The organism is Caulobacter sp. GW456-12-1-14-TSB4 (assembly GCF_059424195.1).
Genome location: NZ_JBWKZF010000032.1, coordinates 44233 through 61819, shown reverse-complemented (window position 1 = coordinate 61819; position 17587 = coordinate 44233). Strand labels below are relative to the sequence as shown.

17 protein-coding genes are annotated in these 17587 nt (G+C 67.7%); 9 read left to right on the top strand and 8 right to left on the bottom strand.

Features of this window, described 5'->3' with window-relative positions; all coding sequences use genetic code 11:
* Positions 1–65 precede the first annotated feature (65 nt).
* Positions 66–521: a MarR family winged helix-turn-helix transcriptional regulator gene (locus tag AC07YH_RS22635; RefSeq protein WP_494749175.1), complete on the bottom strand. Its 456-nt coding sequence runs from the start codon at positions 519–521 to the stop codon at positions 66–68.
* Between the two features lie 15 nt (positions 522–536).
* The gene (locus AC07YH_RS22630; RefSeq protein ID WP_494749174.1) at positions 537–1829 is read right to left on the bottom strand and encodes a S41 family peptidase; all 1293 of its coding nucleotides are present in this window, start codon (positions 1827–1829) and stop codon (positions 537–539) included.
* Between the two features lie 688 nt (positions 1830–2517).
* Between AC07YH_RS22630 and AC07YH_RS22625 the strand changes: the two genes are divergently transcribed.
* A complete protein-coding gene (locus AC07YH_RS22625; RefSeq protein ID WP_494749173.1) occupies positions 2518–3423 on the top strand; it encodes an SDR family NAD(P)-dependent oxidoreductase in 906 nt (301 codons plus the stop codon).
* 212 nt (positions 3424–3635) lie between these two features.
* Entirely contained in the window at positions 3636–4934 is a 1299-nt protein-coding gene (locus AC07YH_RS22620; protein ID WP_494749172.1) for an outer membrane protein transport protein, read from the top strand.
* A gap of 57 nt (positions 4935–4991) precedes the next feature.
* On the opposite strand, the gene AC07YH_RS22615 is transcribed toward AC07YH_RS22620, so the two are convergent.
* From AC07YH_RS22615 to AC07YH_RS22605, 3 genes are all read right to left on the bottom strand, one after another.
* Complete coding sequence (locus AC07YH_RS22615; protein ID WP_494749171.1) at positions 4992–6092, bottom strand: Mrp/NBP35 family ATP-binding protein; 1101 nt, start codon at positions 6090–6092, stop codon at positions 4992–4994.
* A gap of 70 nt (positions 6093–6162) precedes the next feature.
* The gene (locus AC07YH_RS22610; protein WP_494749170.1) at positions 6163–6663 is read right to left on the bottom strand and encodes a group I truncated hemoglobin; all 501 of its coding nucleotides are present in this window, start codon (positions 6661–6663) and stop codon (positions 6163–6165) included.
* 13 nt (positions 6664–6676) lie between these two features.
* Positions 6677–7555 (bottom strand): DUF3034 family protein, encoded by an 879-nt coding sequence (locus AC07YH_RS22605; protein WP_494749169.1) that lies wholly within the window; start codon positions 7553–7555, stop codon positions 6677–6679.
* 175 nt (positions 7556–7730) lie between these two features.
* Between AC07YH_RS22605 and AC07YH_RS22600 the strand changes: the two genes are divergently transcribed.
* Both AC07YH_RS22600 and AC07YH_RS22595 read left to right on the top strand, forming a co-directional pair.
* The gene (locus AC07YH_RS22600) at positions 7731–8348 is read left to right on the top strand and encodes a cupredoxin domain-containing protein (RefSeq protein WP_494749168.1); all 618 of its coding nucleotides are present in this window, start codon (positions 7731–7733) and stop codon (positions 8346–8348) included.
* Between the two features lie 9 nt (positions 8349–8357).
* Positions 8358–10694 carry a putative bifunctional diguanylate cyclase/phosphodiesterase gene (locus tag AC07YH_RS22595; protein ID WP_494749167.1) on the top strand — a complete coding sequence of 779 codons (2337 nt, stop codon included), beginning with the start codon at positions 8358–8360 and terminating at the stop codon, positions 10692–10694.
* A gap of 135 nt (positions 10695–10829) precedes the next feature.
* Here AC07YH_RS22595 and AC07YH_RS22590 read toward each other — a convergent pair whose 3' ends face one another.
* Complete coding sequence (locus AC07YH_RS22590; RefSeq protein WP_494749166.1) at positions 10830–11510, bottom strand: HAD family hydrolase; 681 nt, start codon at positions 11508–11510, stop codon at positions 10830–10832.
* Entirely contained in the window at positions 11507–12385 is an 879-nt protein-coding gene (gene serB, locus AC07YH_RS22585; protein WP_494749165.1) for a phosphoserine phosphatase SerB, read from the bottom strand. Before serB ends, AC07YH_RS22590 begins: the two co-directional genes overlap by 4 nt.
* On the opposite strand from serB, the gene miaA reads away from it, so the two are divergent.
* Positions 12366–13259, top strand: coding sequence for a tRNA (adenosine(37)-N6)-dimethylallyltransferase MiaA (gene miaA / locus AC07YH_RS22580; protein ID WP_494749164.1), 894 nt, complete (start codon positions 12366–12368; stop codon positions 13257–13259). The genes serB and miaA overlap by 20 nt on opposite strands.
* A gap of 22 nt (positions 13260–13281) precedes the next feature.
* The gene (locus tag AC07YH_RS22575; protein WP_494749163.1) at positions 13282–13776 is read left to right on the top strand and encodes a CinA family protein; all 495 of its coding nucleotides are present in this window, start codon (positions 13282–13284) and stop codon (positions 13774–13776) included.
* Here AC07YH_RS22575 and AC07YH_RS22570 read toward each other — a convergent pair.
* Positions 13773–14840: a serine hydrolase domain-containing protein gene (locus AC07YH_RS22570; RefSeq protein ID WP_494749162.1), complete on the bottom strand. Its 1068-nt coding sequence runs from the start codon at positions 14838–14840 to the stop codon at positions 13773–13775. The two genes, AC07YH_RS22575 and AC07YH_RS22570, sit on opposite strands and share 4 nt — an antisense overlap.
* 173 nt (positions 14841–15013) lie before the next feature.
* Here AC07YH_RS22570 and AC07YH_RS22565 point away from each other — a divergent pair, with 173 nt between their 5' ends.
* The 3 genes from AC07YH_RS22565 to ilvN all read left to right on the top strand — a co-directional run bounded on the left by AC07YH_RS22565 (position 15014) and on the right by ilvN (position 17587).
* Positions 15014–15061 carry a hypothetical protein gene (locus AC07YH_RS22565; RefSeq protein ID WP_024265762.1) on the top strand — a complete coding sequence of 16 codons (48 nt, stop codon included), beginning with the start codon at positions 15014–15016 and terminating at the stop codon, positions 15059–15061.
* A 113-nt stretch (positions 15062–15174) separates the two neighbouring features.
* Positions 15175–16980 carry an acetolactate synthase 3 large subunit gene (locus tag AC07YH_RS22560; RefSeq protein WP_494749161.1) on the top strand — a complete coding sequence of 602 codons (1806 nt, stop codon included), beginning with the start codon at positions 15175–15177 and terminating at the stop codon, positions 16978–16980.
* A gap of 49 nt (positions 16981–17029) precedes the next feature.
* On the top strand, positions 17030–17587 hold the full coding sequence (ilvN, locus tag AC07YH_RS22555; protein WP_454759230.1) for an acetolactate synthase small subunit: 558 nt from the start codon (positions 17030–17032) through the stop codon (positions 17585–17587).

Below are 17587 nucleotides of genomic sequence, written 5' to 3'. Positions count from 1 at the left end.
CTCCGTAGAGGCCGAGCTGCCCCCTCCGGCCCTCCGGGCCACCTCCCCCAGAGGGGGAGGAGACGTCAGCCCCCAATCCGCTCGATCAGCGGTCGGGCTTTCAGCGCCTGGATCGCGCGGTCTATGGCGTCGAACACCGGCCCAGCATCCGCCTCGATCTCCGCATAGGCCCGCTCGAACTCAGGAGCCAGGCGATCCAGCAAAGCCAGCTGTTCCCGCCCCTTCTCCGTAATCTCCACCAGGATCGCGCGCTGGTCGGCGGGATCGGGGCGGCGGGTGACCAGGTCCAGGGTCACCAGCTTGGGCATCTTCTGCTGGATCAGTTGGTGCGAGCGGTTCAGGGCGCGCACGAGGTCGGACACCGACACCGGCCCCAGCGTCGCGATGGCGCTGAGCAGGGACGCGGACTTGACCGGCAGGACAAGGCCGGCGCGCTTGAACACCTCGGCCGACTGCTGCTCGATCAGGTCGCTCAGCTGCTCGCTCAGGCGGCCCAGGAAGGTGCGGCTCAATTCGGTCATTCGCCCGACGGTCCTCTAGTTCAGGCGACGATAGGTGTTGGTCCGTCCAGACTTCCACACGCGCTCAAGGCCGCGCACAACACCATTCTCGCGCACCAGATGGAACCGGTAATCCTCCGTCCCCTGCACCGCGAACAGGTCCTTGCCGATCGGGTCCAGGGCGACGACGAGGCGATCGCGCCAGTGATAGGCCAGGCCGTTGGCGGTCCGAACGAGGGTCCGGCCTTCATACGCCCCGACCGCGTCGTCCAGGTCCTTGGCGCTCAACGCCTGGCCCGAGAGCGCGGCCTCGACGGGGACCAGGGCCCATTTGGCGTCCGCGTCACCCGCCGTCGCTCGGGCCTGTAGCAGGAACTTCTGGGCTGCCAACAAAGCGTCCGAGGCCGGTACGGCCAGGTCGGGGGTCACGCCGACGCCCTCGAAATCCTTGCCGCCGACCGGATCGCGGATTTGACCGAACGGCGTCTGCAGCATGAACCGGTCGTCGATCGGCACGCGGGTGACGGGATGCGCGCCGCCGGCGGTGCGCTCGCCGATCACGATCGCGCGGCCCAGCCGTTGCAGCGCGAACGTCATCCATTCGGCCGACGAGAACGAGGTCGAGCCGGTCAGCACCACGACGGGGATCGTCCCCGACCGCTGGCCCGGCACGGCGGCCAAGCTCCACTGGCTGCGCTCAACGCGGACCCCGTTCTCCTTGTAATAGTAGTCGAAGAACTTCTGCTCTTTCCCCGCCGGATAGAGGTAGCTCATCAGGAACTGCGCCATCTCCAGCACGCCGCCATTGTTGTAGCGGAGGTCGAAGATCAGCCCCTTGGCGCCCTCGGCGAAGCGCATGGCCCCCGCGGCGATGTCCTGGGCGTATTGCGGGTCGGCGAAGAAGTCGAACCGGATATAGGCCAGGCCGCCGTCCAGCCGCCGGGCGTCGCGATAGCCGAAATTGGCCGCCCGCTCGCTGTCGCGCTGGGCCTGGGTCGTCGTCTCGCCCGTGGCTTTCATCCGCCGGGCGGCGGCGACTTCTTCAGGATCGAAAGCCACCGAGAAGTGCAGGTCGTCGCTCGCCTTGAGCAAACCCTGCCCCAGGCTGGTCGCGAACTGCTCGCCGTCGATCGGCGCGGCCTGGACCCGTTTGTCCAGCTCGGCGGCGATGGCGGGGATGCGATCGGGGAAGATGTAATTCTGCTGCAGCGCCGTCTTGAGGTGGGCGACAACCTCCTGCTGCGCCTGGCGGTCGAGGGTGTCAGCGAAGACCGGCGCGGGCGCCAGGGTGGCGAGGGTCAAAAGCGGGACAAGAAGGCGAGAGAGCATCGTCGATCCATTTCTACAATATATTGCACAATATGTTGTAGATCGTTTTCACGTCAAGCTCGACGCGACACGCCTGGCGCCGTTCACGGGGATTGGCGCGGCTGGATGCTCGGAATTGGCGATCGCGAATCCAGCGAAATCAACCACTTGTCGATTTTACGCGTCCCTGAATGATCCGCGCTCAAACCCGCCCTCATACTGATTGCACCTGATAGCTTGGAAGGGACGTCCGGCCGGCGATCGTGACGGCTGTCAGGGGTGGTCGAGCGGGTAGCGCTCGTCGGCGCGGTTTCGGCCGCAACTGCATCCCTCTGGCGGCGGTCGGCCCTGGAACACAGAAACGACGTGGGATGTCGGGTCGATGAGAGCAGCAGGCTCGGGCTGAAATCGCCCGGGCGTTCCGGGACCGGGGTCGTCGCCCCGGCCCGCCCGTCGGGGGCCTCCTTCGGAAGCGGGTTAAGACCCCGCGCGTCGAGGGCTCACCGGATAACGGCTACGCGGAGCGCTCAGGCTTCGTCGAAACGGTAATCACTCTCCAACCCTCCGGGCGTCGCCCGGGCGCTCCGCTTCCCTTTCATGCCTTCAGCGGATTTGGCCGCGTGAAGTCGAGAGCGCGCGCCCTTGACGCCCCCTCTCCCGCGCCGCACAACACGGCCAAACCAAACACGCGTTTGAGGAGACGACGGGCATGACGGACATCCGCTTCGACGGCAAGGTGGCGATCGTGACGGGCGCCGGTGGCGGCCTGGGCCGACAGCACGCTCTGGAACTGGCCCGTCGCGGCGCCAAGGTCGTGGTCAACGACCTGGGCGGCAGCGTCGACGGCTCGGGCGGCTCGTCCGAGGCGGCCCAGAAGGTGGTGGCCGAGATCGAGGCCTTCGGCGGCGAAGCCATCGCCCACGGCGCCTCGGTGACCGATGACGCGGGCGTCGCCAACATGGTCCAGACGGCCATGGACAAGTGGGGCCGCATCGACATCCTGGTCGCCAACGCCGGCATCCTGCGCGACAAGACCCTGACCAAGATGGAGCTGGCCGACTTCGAGCTGGTCATGCAAGTGCACGTGTTCGGCACCTTCAAGCCGATCAAGGCGGTCTGGGACATCATGAAGGCCCAGAACTACGGCCGCATCGTCGTCACCACCTCGTCGTCGGGCATGTACGGCAACTTCGGCCAGAGCAACTACGGCGCGGCCAAGATGGCGGTGCTGGGCCTGATGAACACCCTCAAGCTGGAGGGCGCCAAGAACGACGTGAAGATCAACGCCATCAGCCCGGTCGCCGCCACGCGCATGACCGAAGGCCTGATGCCGCCGGAAGTGCTGGCCAAGCTGGCCCCGGAATATGTCACGCCGGGCGTGGTCTACCTGTGCTCGGACGAGGCCCCGACCGGCGCGATCCTGACCGCCGGCGCCGGCGCCTTCGCCCTGTCGCGCATCTACGAGACCGAGGGCGTCTATCTGGGCGAGGACGGCCTGTCGGCCGAAGAGGTCCGCGACAGCTGGGACAAGATCACCGCCGAGGACGGCCAGAAGGCCTACTTCAACGGCGGCGAGCAAGGTCAGAAGTTCTTCCGCAAGATGGCAGGCGGTTGACCTTAGGTAACGGGTCAGAATTGGGCCCGTTTTGACAGAACAACGATTGATGCGGGGCCTTTACGGCCCCGCGTCTTTAACAAAACCGACAAAATTGCTGTTTTGGACAATTTATAGCAACGCTATTTGAGCAGATACGTTAAAGGCGGCGCTCCTCGAGCCCCGTAAGGTGCTCGCGAGCCTCTTCCTCCCCAAGAAGGTCGCTAGTCATCATGTCTCTCTCGCGTACCAGCCTCGCCGCCGGCGTCGCTCTGCTGGCGCTCGCCGCCGCTTCCCAGGCCTCTGCTTCGGCCTTCTATCTGCAGGAACAATCGGTGCGCGGCACCGGCCGCGCCTATTCGGGCGAAGTCGCCGACAAGGGCGTCGGCAGCCTGTGGTGGAACCCCGCCTCGATCGCCGGCATCGAGAAGAACGAAGGCTATATCGGCCTGAACATGATCCAGGTGGATTCGAAGGTCACCAACAACGGCTCGACCATCACCCGCCCGGTCCCGCCGGCCGGCCTGACCACGCCGGTGGGCGGCGACAACACCGCTTTCGATCCGATCAATGACGGCATCGTGCCGAACGCGGGCGCCGCGTTCCGCATCAACGACAAGCTGGCCTTCGGCATCTCGGTCGCCGCGCCGTACAACTTCACCACCGAGTACAACACCAACAGCTGGACGCGTTACGACGCCCTGAAGTCGCAGCTGCGCACGGTCAATGTCGACGGCGTCGTCGCCTATCGCGTCAACGACTTGATCGACCTGGGCGTGGGCGTCACCGCGCTCTACGCCGACGCCAAGCTGACCAACGCCCTGCCGAACATCTCGCCGCTGCAGCCCGATGGCTCGCAGGCCCTGAAGGGCAATGGCTGGGCCTATGGCTACACGGTCGGCGCCCAGATCCACCCGAGCAAAGCCCTGACCATCGGCGCCAGCTATCGTTCGAAGATCGACCAGAAGCTGGACGGCACCGTGACCGTCGCCGGCCTGCTGGCCCCGATCCCGGCCGCCAACAACTTCTCGGTCGATGGCCAGGCCAAGATCACCCTGCCCTGGATCGCCAATGTCGGCGCCCGCTGGGCGGTGAACGACCAGTGGACCCTGAACGCCTCGGTCAGCCGCGTGGGCTGGAAAGAGTTCGACGCCATCCGCGTCAGCTTCCCGGGCGGCGCCTCGACCAGCGCCCAGGACTACAAGAACGTCACCACCTACGCCGCCGGCGTCGACTACCAGGCCTCGCCGCGCCTGACCCTGCGGGCCGGCGTCCAGTACGACCCGACCCCGACGCCGGACGTCGGCCGCACCGCCCGCGTGCCGGACGGCGACCGCATGATGTACGCCACCGGCGCCACCTGGGCCGCGACCGACAACATCAAGCTGGACGCCGCGATCAGCTACATCAGCTTCAAGGACAGCCAGATCAACCGCACCGACGTGACCGCCACCAGCTCGACCGTGCGCCTCAACGGCGACGTGACGGGCTCGGCCGTCGTGATCTCGACGGGCGCCCGCTTCAGCTTCTAAGGCTGACGCAGCGTTGAAATGAGAAGCCCGCCCGGAGCGATCCGGGCGGGCTTTTCGTTACGGCTGAACGGTTTGCCAGAGGGTCTTGGCCGCCGCGACGAAGACCTCCGCCGCCTGCCCCTTGGGCTCGGAGATCACCGCCGGGACGCCCTGGTCGCCGCCGAGGCGGACGGCGATCTCGATCGGCACACGGCCCAGCAGCGGCACGCCCAGGCGCTCGGCCTCGGCCACGCCGCCGCCTTCGCCGAAGATCGGGATCGGCGCGCCGGTCGAGGGATCGGGGAAGAAGGCCATGTTCTCGATCAGGCCCAGGATCGGGGTGGCGGTCTTCTGGAACATCGAGGCCGCGCGACGGGCGTCGATCAGGGCGATCTCCTGCGGCGTGGTCACCAGCACCGCCCCATCGATCCGCAGCTTCTGCACCAGGGTCAGCTGCACGTCGCCGGTGCCGGGCGGCAGGTCGACGACCAGCACGTCCAAGGGCGCGGCTTCCGAGCCCCAGGCCACGTCGTGGATCATCTGGCGGACGGCCGAAGACGCCATCGGTCCTCGCCAGATCATCGCCTTGCCCTCGTCGACGATGAAGCCGATCGACATCAGCTTGACGCCATGGGCTTCCAGAGGCTGCAGCTTCTCGTTCTCGAACGAGGGATCGCCATCGACGCCCATCATCTTGGGAGCCGAGGGGCCGTAGATGTCGGCGTCCAGCAGGCCGACCCGCAGGCCCATCTTCGCGAAGGCGACGGCCAGATTGGTCGAGACGGTGGACTTGCCCACCCCGCCCTTGCCCGAGGCCACGGCGATGACGTGGCGGACGTGGGCGGGCTTCTCGGCCTCCGGCGGCGGGACCACGCGAGCTTGCGGATCTTCGGAGATCTTGGCGCCCTTGCGGACCCGGGTCGCGCCCTCGGCGGCCTGGGCGGTCAGCACGACCTGAGCCTGCTCGACGCCGGGCAGAGCGGCCAAGGCCTTCTCGGCGGCGTCGCGGATCGGGGCGTAGGCAGCGGCTTGGGCAGCCGGCACTTCCAGCATGAAGCCGGCGCGGCCGTTGCGGACGACGAGGCCCTGCACCAGGCCGGCGGCGACCAGCCCCTGCCCGCTCGCCGGGTCGGCGATGCGGTCCAGCGCCACGCGGGCGTCGTCGAGGGTAGCGGTCACGGGCGAGGCCTCCAGTCAGGAGGGCCTCATATCCGCGTGACCGCCTGCTTTTACAAGTCCGTGACGGCGCTTAGCGCTCGACCACCTTGCGCTGCATCGGGGCCAGCTTGGCCAGCAGCTTGCCCTGGACGGCGAACGGCACGCCCTCCTTGTCCATCGCCCACTGCAGGTTCTCGACCAGCGCATTGAAGTCGCGATTGGTGACGCCCATGTCCTTGTGGACGGCGGCCATGTCGCGGCCGGTGTAGACGCAGCCGCCGCCCAGCACGTAGCAGAACTGCTCGGCCAGGGTCCGCTTCAGGCGCGGCACGTCGGTGGTGGCGAAGATGTCCTTGATGCGGGGATCGGCGATGCTGCGATCGACCAGGTCGGCGGCGATACGGACCAGGCCCTCCTTGCCGTGGAAGGCCTGGAAGGTCGCCGGATCGGCCAGCGGCGTGGCGGCGGCGTTGGCCGGCGACTGCGTGTACGGGTCCACCGGCTTCTCGCCCGCCGGGACCGTGTCCTGGGCAAAGGCCGAACCGGCCAGGGTCAGGGCCGCGACGGCGGCCAGCACGAAGGTCTTTTGCATCGGTGCGATCCCCTTAGAAGCCGGCTTGCAGCGACAGGTAGAAACCGCGCTGGTTCTTGAACGTGGCGATGTCGCCGAGGTCGACATAGGCGGCGGTGACCGACAGGTGCTTGTTGACGGCATAGGCCGCGAACAGGTCCATCCAGTCGTCTTCCTTGGCGAAGGCCAGGTTGCTGGGCTTGGTGCGGTACTCGGCCCCGACAACCAGACGCTTGCTGAGCAGATAGCCGGCCGAGCCCTCGAACTGCGGCTTGTAGCCGCCGTTGACGCCGCCGAAGCCCAGCAGGCCCGTCTGGTTGGCCTTGGTCATCCGCACCGTGCCGTTCAGCACCAGCGACTGGTTCAGCAGCAGCTTGGTGGCGGCGACATAGTAGTCGACGCCCTTGTCGTTCTTGGCGCCGACGGCGCGGACGATGGCGTCCTGGCTGTTGTCCTTGTACTGCGCCCCGACGCTTACCTGCGGGACCCAGCTGTCCTGGGTATAGACCGCGTCGCCCAGGACACGGACCTTGGCGCCCAGCACCGTCTGCTTGAAGGTGAAACCCTTGCCGAGGCCCAGTTTTGCGCCCGTCGCGCCGGTGTCGAACTCCTGGCGCGTGGCCGACAGCTCGACCCGGTCATGCCAGCCGACGGCGCCGCCGAAGGCGCGCAGCTTGTAATCCTTGACATCGACATAGGTCCCGTGGACTTCGCCGCCAACGCCGTGATCGGTCTCGTCGCCGGCGATCACCGCCCAGGTCGAGAGACCACCGCCAGCGCCGCCCTCGACCGCGCTGACGCCATGGGTGAGCAGCAGCTTGCCGCCGGTCTCGATCTCGCCCGCCGTGGCGGTCGACGCCAGACCGCAAACCATTGCAGCCGTGGCCAGCATCAGCATCTTAAGTCGCTTCATTACCCCCTCCAGACCCGGAGACGGCTCACGTCTCGGCGCGCGGACCCTTGCAGGCAAAGCTTTTACGGAGCGTTGCGAAGTAGTTCAGAAACCCAAATCTGGTTCCGGACCGAACGTCGCACCCCAGCTTGGGCGTTAACGCGCATTTCATGCCGCAGAGGCTAGGAGAAATCTCATGAGACACGCTGCTCTACTTCTGATGGCCGCGCTCTGGGCTGGACCGGCTATGGCGGGTGATTTCACCGTCACCGTGCGCGGGTCCGACGGCAAGCCCGTGCCCGACGCCGTGGTCATGGTCTATCCGAACGGCCAGCCGACCAAAGGACCGATCAAGTTCCCCTGGCCCTATCGCGTGGCGCAGCAGAACATCCAATTCAACCCGTTCATGCTGGTGGTCCCGGTCGGCGCGGACGTGGGCTTCCCGAACCTCGATAAGGTTCGCCACCACGTCTATTCGTTCTCGGCGGGCAACAAGTTCGAGATCAAGCTGTTCGGCCACGAAGAGAACCGCACCGCCAAGATGAGCACGGTCGGCGTGGCGGCCATCGGCTGCAACATCCACGACCAGATGGTCGGCTTCATCCGCGTGGTTGACACCCAGTACGCCGGCAAGACCGACGCCAACGGCGTGGTGACGATCCAGGACGTCCCGGCCGGCGCGATCAAGGCCAGCGTCTGGCACCCCTACATGCGGGCCATGAAGAACGAGAAGGCCCTGGCCACGACCAGCGTCGGCGCCGGCGCCGCCCGCGAGCAGGTCGCCGTGGACCTTCGCGCCCCGGCCGGACACTAGGCCGCCGCGATGTTCCAGCGCCTGCAGACCAAGCTGACCGTCCTCTACGCCGGGCTCTTCGCCCTGGCGCTGAGCGTGGTGGCGGTGACGGTCTATGTGGCGATCGCCAGCAACGCCCAGCGCGCCGTCCGCGAGGAACTGGCCGCGTCGGGCACCGTGTTCGACCGCGTCTGGGCGCTGCGCACCCAGCGCCTGCACGACGGCGCCGAACTGTTGTCGCGCGACTTCGGCTTCCGCGCCGCCGTCGCCACCCATGACCGCCCGACCGTCGAGTCGGCCGTCGCCAACCTGCGTCAGCGCCTGGGCCTGGACCTGGCCTTCACCGTCGGCATCGACGGCGATGTCGTCGGCATGGACCCAGCCCGCCTGAACCTCGAGAAGCTGTGGAGCGCCCTGGACGCCGAGGACGGCGCGCAAGGCGTGTTCACGATCGACGGCAAGCCCTATCAGCTGATCTCGGCCCCGATCCTGTCGCCTACCCTGACGGGCTGGATCGTCTTCGCCGCCCGACTGGACGAGCCCGAAATGCGGGGTCTGGAAAAGCTGTCGGCCATCGGCCTGGACGCCCAGGTCTTCGACCAGCGCGGCGATGCCTGGGTCTCGGCCGATGCGGGTCCGGTCAACAAGCCGCTCGCCGACTTCGTCGGCAAGGCCATGCACGACAAGCTGCTGGCGCCGACCCTGCTGCGCGGCGGGGCCGACAGCCTGGTGCTGGTCAAGCCGATCAAGGCCCTGGATCGCACCACCGGCGCGGCCCTGGTGCTGCGCTATCCCATGGCCCAGGCCATGGCCCCCTATCAGCCGCTGATGGCCGCCGTGATCATCGCCGGCCTGCTGGGCGCGGCCCTGGTCGCCGCCGCCAGCTGGGCCCTGTCGCGCGGCCTGGCCAAGCCGATCACCGCCCTGGACGTCGCCGCCCGCCGCTTGCAGCGCGGCGAGGAGGTCACCGTGGAGGTCACGACCCGCGACGAGATCGGCCGCCTGGCCGAGAGCTTCAACCTGATGGCCAGCGAAATCCGCGAGCGCGAGGCGGAGATGATCCGCCAGGCGCTGCATGACGGCGAGACCGGCCTGCCCAACCGCCGCGCCCTGGAGCGCGCCATCGAGATGCGCCTGGCCGCCATCGGCCCCGGCGAGCAGGTGGTGATCGCCGCCATCGGCTTCGACCGCTTTCCTCAGGTTCGAGCCGCCATCGGCTATGAGCTGGCCACCGAGCTGGTCGCCAAGCTGGGCCAGCGGATTTTCGAGATCGCGCCCGGTGTGCTGGTGTCGCGCCTGACCACCTCGATCCTCTGCGTCGTCTCGGCCTCCAACAGCCTCGACCACGTGCTGGAGCTGGTCGAGGACGCTCTGCCCGGCCTGGAAGCCCCGATCGCGGTCGGCGGCGAGCTGGTCGACGTCCACATCACCCAGGGCCTGGCCGCCACGACGCAGGGCGAGCTGGACGCCGCCCGCCTGATCGAGCGCGCCCTGATCGCCCTGGACCAGTCCCGCGCCAGCCACCGCAAGTTCATGGCCTTCGACGCCGCCGCCTATGGCGACCCGTCGGCCAATCTGTCGCTGATGAGCGAGATGCTCGAGGCCGTCCGCAAGGGCGAACTCTATCTGAACCACCAGCCGAAGCTTGATCTGCGCACCGGCGCGATCACCGGCGTCGAGGCCCTGGCCCGCTGGAACCACCCCACGCGCGGCTTCATCCGTCCGGACCTGTTCGTCGGCATGGCCGAGGAGACCGGCCACATCCGCGCCCTCACCGACTATGTCCTGACCCAGGCGATCGAGGACCAGGCCCGCCTGCGCGCCGCCGGTCACGACGTGCTGATGTCGGTCAATGTCTCGGGCCGCCTGATCGACGACTGCGGCTTTGCCGAGCACGCCATCGCCGAGGTCACGGCGGCCGGGGCGCGCCTGTGCTTCGAGATCACCGAGACCGCCGTGATCGGCAATCCTGACGTGGCCCTGTCGGTGCTGGACCGCCTGGCCGAGGCCGGCATCCCGGTGTCGATCGACGACTACGGCTCAGGCCTGTCGTCCCTGGCCTATCTGAAGCAGATCCGCGCCGACGAGCTGAAGATCGACAAGGCCTTCGTCATGAGCCTGGAGTCCGGCGGCAAGGACGCCCTGCTGGTCAAATCCACGGTCGACCTGGCCCATAGCCTGGGCATGAAGGTCACCGCCGAGGGCGTCGAGACCCGCGAAGGCCTGGCCGCTCTGCAGCTGATGGGCTGCGACCTGGCCCAGGGCTACCACGTCGCCAAGCCGATGGGCTTGGACAAGCTGGTCGACTTCCTGGGCGAATGGTCGATCGAGCTGCCGGCGGAGGCCCCGGCGCGATTGCAGGCCTAGAGCGCCCCCACCGTCTCGCTGCGTATCCGCAGCGATCCACCTCCCCCGCTTCGCAGGGGAGGAGAAGGTCTTTCCTCCTGCCCCGCTTGCGGGGGAGGTGGCGCGGCGCCGATAGGCGACGTGACGGAGGGGGCGCTAAGCCGCGACCTCTTCCACCGAGGCCTTCAGCAGGTCCAGCACGTGGTGCAGGCTGTCGGCGATGTGCACGCACTTGTCGTGCATCTCCTCGTTCGGATCGAGGATGTCGGGGACCATGATCGTCATCATGCCGGCCGCGTGGGCGGCCCGGACACCGGGGTGGCTGTCCTCCAGCGCCAGGCAGTGGGCCGGATCGACGCCGAGGCGCTCGGCCGCCAGCAGATAGGGATCCGGGTTCGGCTTGTGCTTGGTGACGTCCTGGTGGGCGACCACCGCGTTGAACCGGTGCAGCAGGTCGAAGCGCCCCAGATACTTCTCGACCGCGACCATGCCGTTCGAGGTGGCGATGCCGCGCGGCAGGCCCAGGTCGTCCAGATAGTCGAGGATCTCGATGACCCCCGCCTTCAGCTTGGTCTCGGCCGCCAGCAGATCCTCGACATCGGCCCAGACGCGCTCGAAATAGGCCTGAACCGGGAAGTCGTCGCCATAGAGTTCGCGCAGCATCACGCCGCATTCGGGCGTCGTCTTGCCGACCATCGCCGCGTAGGTCTCGCCGGTGAAGTGGACCCCGAAGACCTCGCCCGCCTCGATCATGGCGGCGCGATAGACGATCTCGGTGTCCAGCAGCAGGCCGTCCATGTCGAACACGACGGCCTCTACGCGGCGGGGAAAGCTCACTTGTAGAACTCCTCGGTCTTGTAACCCTGGAAGTAGAGCAAGGTCGTCAGGTCGGTGTGGTCGACCTTGGCGTGCGCCTGGGCCGCGACGATGGGCTTGGCGCGGTAGGCGACGCCCAGGCCGGCGGCCTCGATCATCGCCAGATCGTTGGCCCCGTCGCCCACGGCGAGAGCCTCGGCCCGGGTCACGCCCAGGTCCGCCGTCTCTTCGTTGAGCGCGGCCAGCTTGGCTTCCTTACCCAGGATCGGATCGCCGACTTCGCCCGTCAGGGCGCCGTCCAGCTCGATCAGGGTGTTGGCGCGGTTCAGGTGGAAACCCGCCGCCTGCGCCACCCGGCTGGTGAAGAAGGTGAAGCCGCCCGAGACCAGGGCGCAGCGCGCGCCGTGCTGGGCCATGGTGCGGACCAGGATTTCCGCGCCCGGGTTGAGCCGGACCCGCTGGTCGTAGCAGCTCTGCAGCGCCTCGACGCCCAGACCCTTCAGCATGCCGACCCGCTCGCGCAGGGCCCCCTCGAAGGCCAGCTCGCCGCGCATGGCGCGCTCGGTGATCTCGGAGACCTGTTCCTTGACGCCGGCGAAGTCGGCCAGCTCATCCAGGCACTCGACGTTGATGATCGTGGAGTCCATGTCGGCGATCAGCAGGCGCTTCCTGCGGTTCTCGGCCGACTGGATCGCGAAGTCGACCGGCAGGTCCGCCAGGTCGGCCTTCAGCGCCTCCAGGTCACCGCCTTCGACGAAGAAGTCGGCGGCCAGCGGCCCCAAGTCCTCGCGACGGCTGGACAGCCTGGCTTCGACGCGCGAAACGGCTTGTGCATATGCGTCGGGGTCAGCCCCCACGACGGTGAGGACGGTCGGAATGGTGGAGAGTTCGGACATCGCGCCCCGCATCTGGCTGATCGCGGGCCCGACCGCAAGCGGCAAGTCCGCTCATGCGCTGCAATTGGCCGAGTGGACGGGCGCGGAGATCGTCAACGCCGACTCCATGCAGATCTATGCCGGCCTGCGCGTGCTGACCGCCGGCCCCTCGCCCGTGGAGCGCGCCAAGGCCCCGCATCATCTGTTCGAAGTGGCCGACGCGGCCCAAGGCTGGTCGGTCGGCAAGTGGCTGGAAGCCGCGACCCAGGCGATCGCCGAGATCGAGGCGCGGGGCAATCCGGTCATCGTGGTCGGCGGCACCGGCCTCTATTTTCGCGCCCTCACCCACGGCCTGGCCGACGTGCCGCCGGTGCCCGAGACCCAGCGCGAGATTTCCGGCCTGCTCTACGCCGCCCGAGGCGAGCCGGAGTTCCGCGAAATCCTGCGCCCGCTCGACCCCGAGGCCGAGGCGCGCATCGAGATCGGCGACCGCCAGCGTCTGGTCCGCGCTCACGCCGTGGCCGTGGCCACCGGCAAGTCCCTCACCTCGTGGCAGACCGACACCAAGCCCACGCTGAAGCCCGGGACCTGGGAAGGCCGCGTGCTCGATCCGCCACGCGCCGAGCTCTATGCCCGCTGCGACGCCCGCCTGTCGGTGATGGTCGAGCAAGGCGCCCTGGACGAGGTGGCGGCCATGGAGGCGCGAGGCCTGGATCCGTCCCTCCCCGCTCTCAAGGCCGTCGGCTACCGCGAGTTCGCCGCCCACCTGCGTGGCGAGACCACCCTGGACCAGGCCCTCGAGGCCGCCCGCCAGGAAACCCGCCGCTACGCCAAGCGCCAACTGACCTGGTTCCGCAACCAGACACCGGACTGGGAGCGCGTCAGCGCGCCGTGATGGTCCTTACGAAAGAAGCATGATGTCCGATCTCCACGCCCTCGCCGAACGCGTCGCCGCCAGCCTGACCGCGCGCGGCGAGACCATCGCCATCGCCGAGTCCTCGGCCGGCGGCCTGATCTCGGCGGCGCTGCTGGCCGTGCCGGGCGCGTCGAAGTTCTATGTCGGCGGCGCGGTCGTCTACACGGCCCGCGCCCGTCTCACCCTGATGGACATCCCGCAGAAGGCCATGGACGGCCTGCGCTCCGCCAGCGAGCCCTACGCGGTGATGCTGGCCCGCGTGGCTCGCAAGAACCTGAAGGCGACCTGGGCGCTGTCGGAGACCGGCGCGGCCGGCCCGGACGGCAACCGCTATGGCGATGCGCCCGGTCACTGCTGCTTCGCCGTGGTCGGTGAAGAGGTGTCGGTCAGCACCACGCTTGAGACCGGCAGCGACCAGCGCACCGCCAACATGCAAGCGTTCGCCGCCGCCGCGCTCGGCTTCCTGGCCAAGACCCTGGACGAACTCGACGCCTAGACCGTCCCGAACAGGCTGTAGGCGAACTCGTCCATGGCCTTCTGGGTGATGCTCGTATTGTTCAGCAGCACGACGGTGGTCTGGTCGTCGAAGCGGTGGCCCAGCACCGAGCGATAGCCGGCCGCCCGCCCCGTCTCCCAGGCGAAGACGCGCGGGATGCCGTCGGCGAACAGGGTCTTCACCCGGCCGCCCAGGGCGTACTCCTGATCGGGCCAGCCGACGGTCAGCAGCTCTTTCTTGCGGGCCGGCGGCAGGAACCCGCCATCGAGCACCGCGTGCGCGGCCTTCAACAGGTCACCCGCCGTGCTGACATAGCCGCCGCTGGCCGCGAAGAACGGGAAACGCTGGTTGTCTCCCCGCGCAAGCGGCTCCAGCGTGCGGTACGAGATGGCGATATCCGCCGGATCGGCCGGCGTTGTGCGGGTCAGGCCCAGCGGGCCGATGAGCAGCTCGGCCATCGCCTGGGCGTAGGGCTTGCCGGTCACTGTCTCGATGATCGCGGTGATGATCACCCAATTGGTCAGGACATAGTCGAACTTCGTCCCCGGCTCGAAGATCAGGTCGCCCGAGCACCACAGCTTCACCGCCTCGGCCGTCGTGAAGGTCTTCTTGAACAGGTCCGGATCGGGATTGGCCTTGGTCCAGGTGGCGAAGCCGTTCGGCACGCCGCTGATGTTGGTCATCAGGTGGCGCAACTTGACCTTGGCGCCGGTGTCGGCGCGGTAGTCGGGCAGGTAACGGGTGATCGGCGCGTCGAGCTCGACCTTGCCCGCCTCGGCCAACTTCAACAGCGCCGTCGAGGTCAGCCATTTGGAGATCGAGGCGATGACATAGGGCGTGTCCAGCGTGGCCGGCTTCTTGGCCTCGATGTCGGCGAACCCGACCGTCCGCGAATAGATCGGCTTGCCGGCCCGGCCGATCAGCACCACGCCCTGGAACGGCTGGACCTTCAGGAAGGCGTCCACCGCACGGTCCGCCGCGCCGCCGGAAAGTACGCTGGCCCCGGCCTTTTCGACTAGGCCGAGCGCCGTCGCGCCCGCCAGAAATTCACGCCGTCCGAACACTGATGCACCCCGTCATTCCAGGAGCGCGACCGTGCGGGGGAAAACCTGCCCCTGTCACGTGAAACTCCGGTAAGGTCACACCGCCCAAAAAGGCACAACCTTGCGGCAAAGCGCGCCTTGACGCTCCAGCTGGCGCATGTCATCACCCCTTTCGTAGCTTTGGAGCAAGACTCGTGCGCAAAACCATGATCGTACTTATGGAGCGGCCGTTCGCGGGGTGACCTTGAAGTCACGTCGTAGCTCGGTCGCGCGCGCAAAGGTCCTTCGGGACCTTTTTTCTTTTCCGCTTCCCACCAGTCCAGCTTCCCGCCCCTTCCTTCACCGGACCCGTCCCATGACCGCCCACCAGACCATCGAGAGCAAGGCTCCCGCAGACACCGCCGATCGCGCCATGACCGGCGCCGAGATCGTGGTTCGCGGCCTCGTGGACCAAGGCGTCGAGGTGCTGTTCGGCTATCCGGGCGGCGCGGTCCTGCCGATCTATGACGCGCTGTTCCATGAGCCGCGCCTGCAGCACATCCTGGTCCGCCACGAGCAAGGCGCGACCCACGCCGCCGAGGGCTACGCCCGCAGCTCGGGCAAGCCGGGCGTGGTCCTGGTCACCTCGGGTCCAGGCGCGACCAACGCCATCACCGGCATCATGGACGCCCTGATGGACTCGATCCCGATGGTCGTCATCACCGGCCAGGTCCCCACCCACCTGATCGGCACCGACGCCTTCCAGGAAGCCGACACGGTCGGCATGACCCGCTCGTGCACCAAGCACAACTACCTGGTCAAAGACGTCCGCGACCTGCCGCAGATCATCCACGAGGCGTTCAAGATCGCCACCACCGGCCGTCCGGGCCCGGTGCTGATCGACATCCCCAAGGACGTCCAGTTCGCCAAGGGCGAATACTACGGCCCCACGGAAGTCGCCTCGACCCACGCCTATGCGCCGCGCACCAAGGGCGACGCGGGCCGCATCGCCGAAGCCGCGAAACTGATCGCCGGCGCCCGCCGTCCGATCTTCTACACCGGCGGCGGCGTCATCAACGCCGGCCCCAAGGCCAGCGAAGCGCTGCGGGAGTTCCAGGCCCTGACCGGCGCGCCGGTGACCTCGACCCTGATGGGCTTGGGCGCCTTCCCGGCTGCGGATCCGGCGTGGCTGGGCATGCTGGGCATGCACGGCACGTTCGAGGCCAACAACGCCATGCACGACTGTGACGTGATGATCTGCGTCGGGGCCCGCTTCGACGACCGCGTCACCGGCCGCCTCGACGCCTTCTCGCCGGGCAGCAAGAAGATCCACATCGATATCGACGCCTCGTCGATCAACAAGAACGTCCGCGTCGACCTGCCTATCGTCGGCGACGCCGGCTCGGTTCTGGAAGACCTGATCGCCGCCTGGAAGGCCGCGAACCTGCAGCCCAACAAGGCCGCCCTGACCGACTGGTGGGCCCAGATCGACCAGTGGCGCGCTCGCCAGTGCCTGAACTACCGACGCTCCGAAACGGTCATCAAGCCGCAGTACGCCATCGAGCGCCTGTACGAGCTGACCAAGGACAAGGACGTCTACATCACCACGGAAGTCGGCCAGCACCAGATGTGGGCCGCGCAGTTCTTCCGCTTCGAGGAGCCGAACCGCTGGATGACCTCCGGCGGCCTGGGCACCATGGGCTACGGCCTGCCCGCCGCCTTGGGCGTGCAGCTGGCCCATCCCGGTTCGCTGGTCGTCGACATCGCCGGCGAAGCCTCGATCCAGATGTGCATCCAGGAGCTGTCGACGGCGATCCAGTTCGACCTGCCGGTCAAGATCTTCATCCTGAACAACGAATGGATGGGCATGGTCCGCCAGTGGCAGCAGCTGCTGCACGGCGAACGCTACAGCCACTCCTATTCGGACAGCCTGCCCGACTTCGTGAAGCTGGCCGAGGCCTATGGCGCCCACGGCATCCGCTGCTCGGACCCTGCCGAGCTGGACGGCAAGATTCTGGAGATGATCAACAGCGACAAGCCGGTGATCTTCGACTGCCGGGTCGAGAAGCACGAGAACTGCCTGCCGATGATCCCCTCGGGCAAGGCCCACAACGAGATGATCATGGGCGAGGTCGAGGACATCGGGAACGTGATCGGCGAGGATGGCGCGGGCCTGGTGTAAGCGCGCCGCGCCCTCGCCCTTCCCTATCCTTTTGGCATAGAAGCGATCCATGACCGCCAACGTCCAACCCGCCCCCGCCTCGGCCTACGACCTTAGCCCCACGGGCCAGGTCGAGCAGACCGCCACCTTCGCGCTGCTCGTCGACAACGAGCCGGGCGTGCTGCATCGCGTGGTCGGCCTGTTCGCCGCGCGGGGCTACAACATCGAGAGCCTCACGGTCGCCGAGACCGATCGTAAGGCCCACACCAGCCGCATCACCGTGGTGACCCGCGGCACGCGTCAGGTGCTGGAGCAGATCGAGGCCCAGCTGAACAAGGTCGTCAACGTCCGCCGCGTTCACGACGTGACCCGCGATCCGAACGGCGTCGAGCGTGAGCTGGCCCTGGTCAAGGTGCGCGGCTCGGGCCCCGATCGCGTCGAGGCCCTGCGCATCGCCGAGATCTTCCGCGCCAAGCCGGTCGACACCACGCTGGAAAGCTTCGTGTTCGAGATCTCGGGCGCGCCGTCCAAGATCGACAAGTTCCTGGACCTGATGCGCCCCCTGGGCCTGGTGGAACTTTCCCGCACGGGCGTCCTTTCCATCGAACGGGGCGTCGAAGGGATGTAG

Excerpts from the sequence above, each read along its gene's own strand:
- AC07YH_RS22635 (WP_494749175.1), bottom strand. The coding sequence starts at position 521 with ATGACCGAATTGAGCCGCACCTTCCTGGGCCGCCTGAGCGAGCAGCTG.
- AC07YH_RS22630 (WP_494749174.1), bottom strand. The coding sequence starts at position 1,829 with ATGCTCTCTCGCCTTCTTGTCCCGCTTTTGACCCTCGCCACCCTGGCG.
- AC07YH_RS22625 (WP_494749173.1), top strand. The coding sequence starts at position 2,518 with ATGACGGACATCCGCTTCGACGGCAAGGTGGCGATCGTGACGGGCGCC.
- AC07YH_RS22620 (WP_494749172.1), top strand. The coding sequence starts at position 3,636 with ATGTCTCTCTCGCGTACCAGCCTCGCCGCCGGCGTCGCTCTGCTGGCG.
- AC07YH_RS22610 (WP_494749170.1), bottom strand. The coding sequence starts at position 6,663 with ATGCAAAAGACCTTCGTGCTGGCCGCCGTCGCGGCCCTGACCCTGGCC.
- AC07YH_RS22605 (WP_494749169.1), bottom strand. The coding sequence starts at position 7,555 with ATGAAGCGACTTAAGATGCTGATGCTGGCCACGGCTGCAATGGTTTGC.
- AC07YH_RS22600 (WP_494749168.1), top strand. The coding sequence starts at position 7,731 with ATGAGACACGCTGCTCTACTTCTGATGGCCGCGCTCTGGGCTGGACCG.
- AC07YH_RS22595 (WP_494749167.1), top strand. The coding sequence starts at position 8,358 with ATGTTCCAGCGCCTGCAGACCAAGCTGACCGTCCTCTACGCCGGGCTC.
- miaA (WP_494749164.1), top strand. The coding sequence starts at position 12,366 with ATGGTGGAGAGTTCGGACATCGCGCCCCGCATCTGGCTGATCGCGGGC.
- serB (WP_494749165.1), bottom strand. The coding sequence starts at position 12,385 with ATGTCCGAACTCTCCACCATTCCGACCGTCCTCACCGTCGTGGGGGCT.
- AC07YH_RS22575 (WP_494749163.1), top strand. The coding sequence starts at position 13,282 with ATGTCCGATCTCCACGCCCTCGCCGAACGCGTCGCCGCCAGCCTGACC.
- AC07YH_RS22560 (WP_494749161.1), top strand. The coding sequence starts at position 15,175 with ATGACCGCCCACCAGACCATCGAGAGCAAGGCTCCCGCAGACACCGCC.
- ilvN (WP_454759230.1), top strand. The coding sequence starts at position 17,030 with ATGACCGCCAACGTCCAACCCGCCCCCGCCTCGGCCTACGACCTTAGC.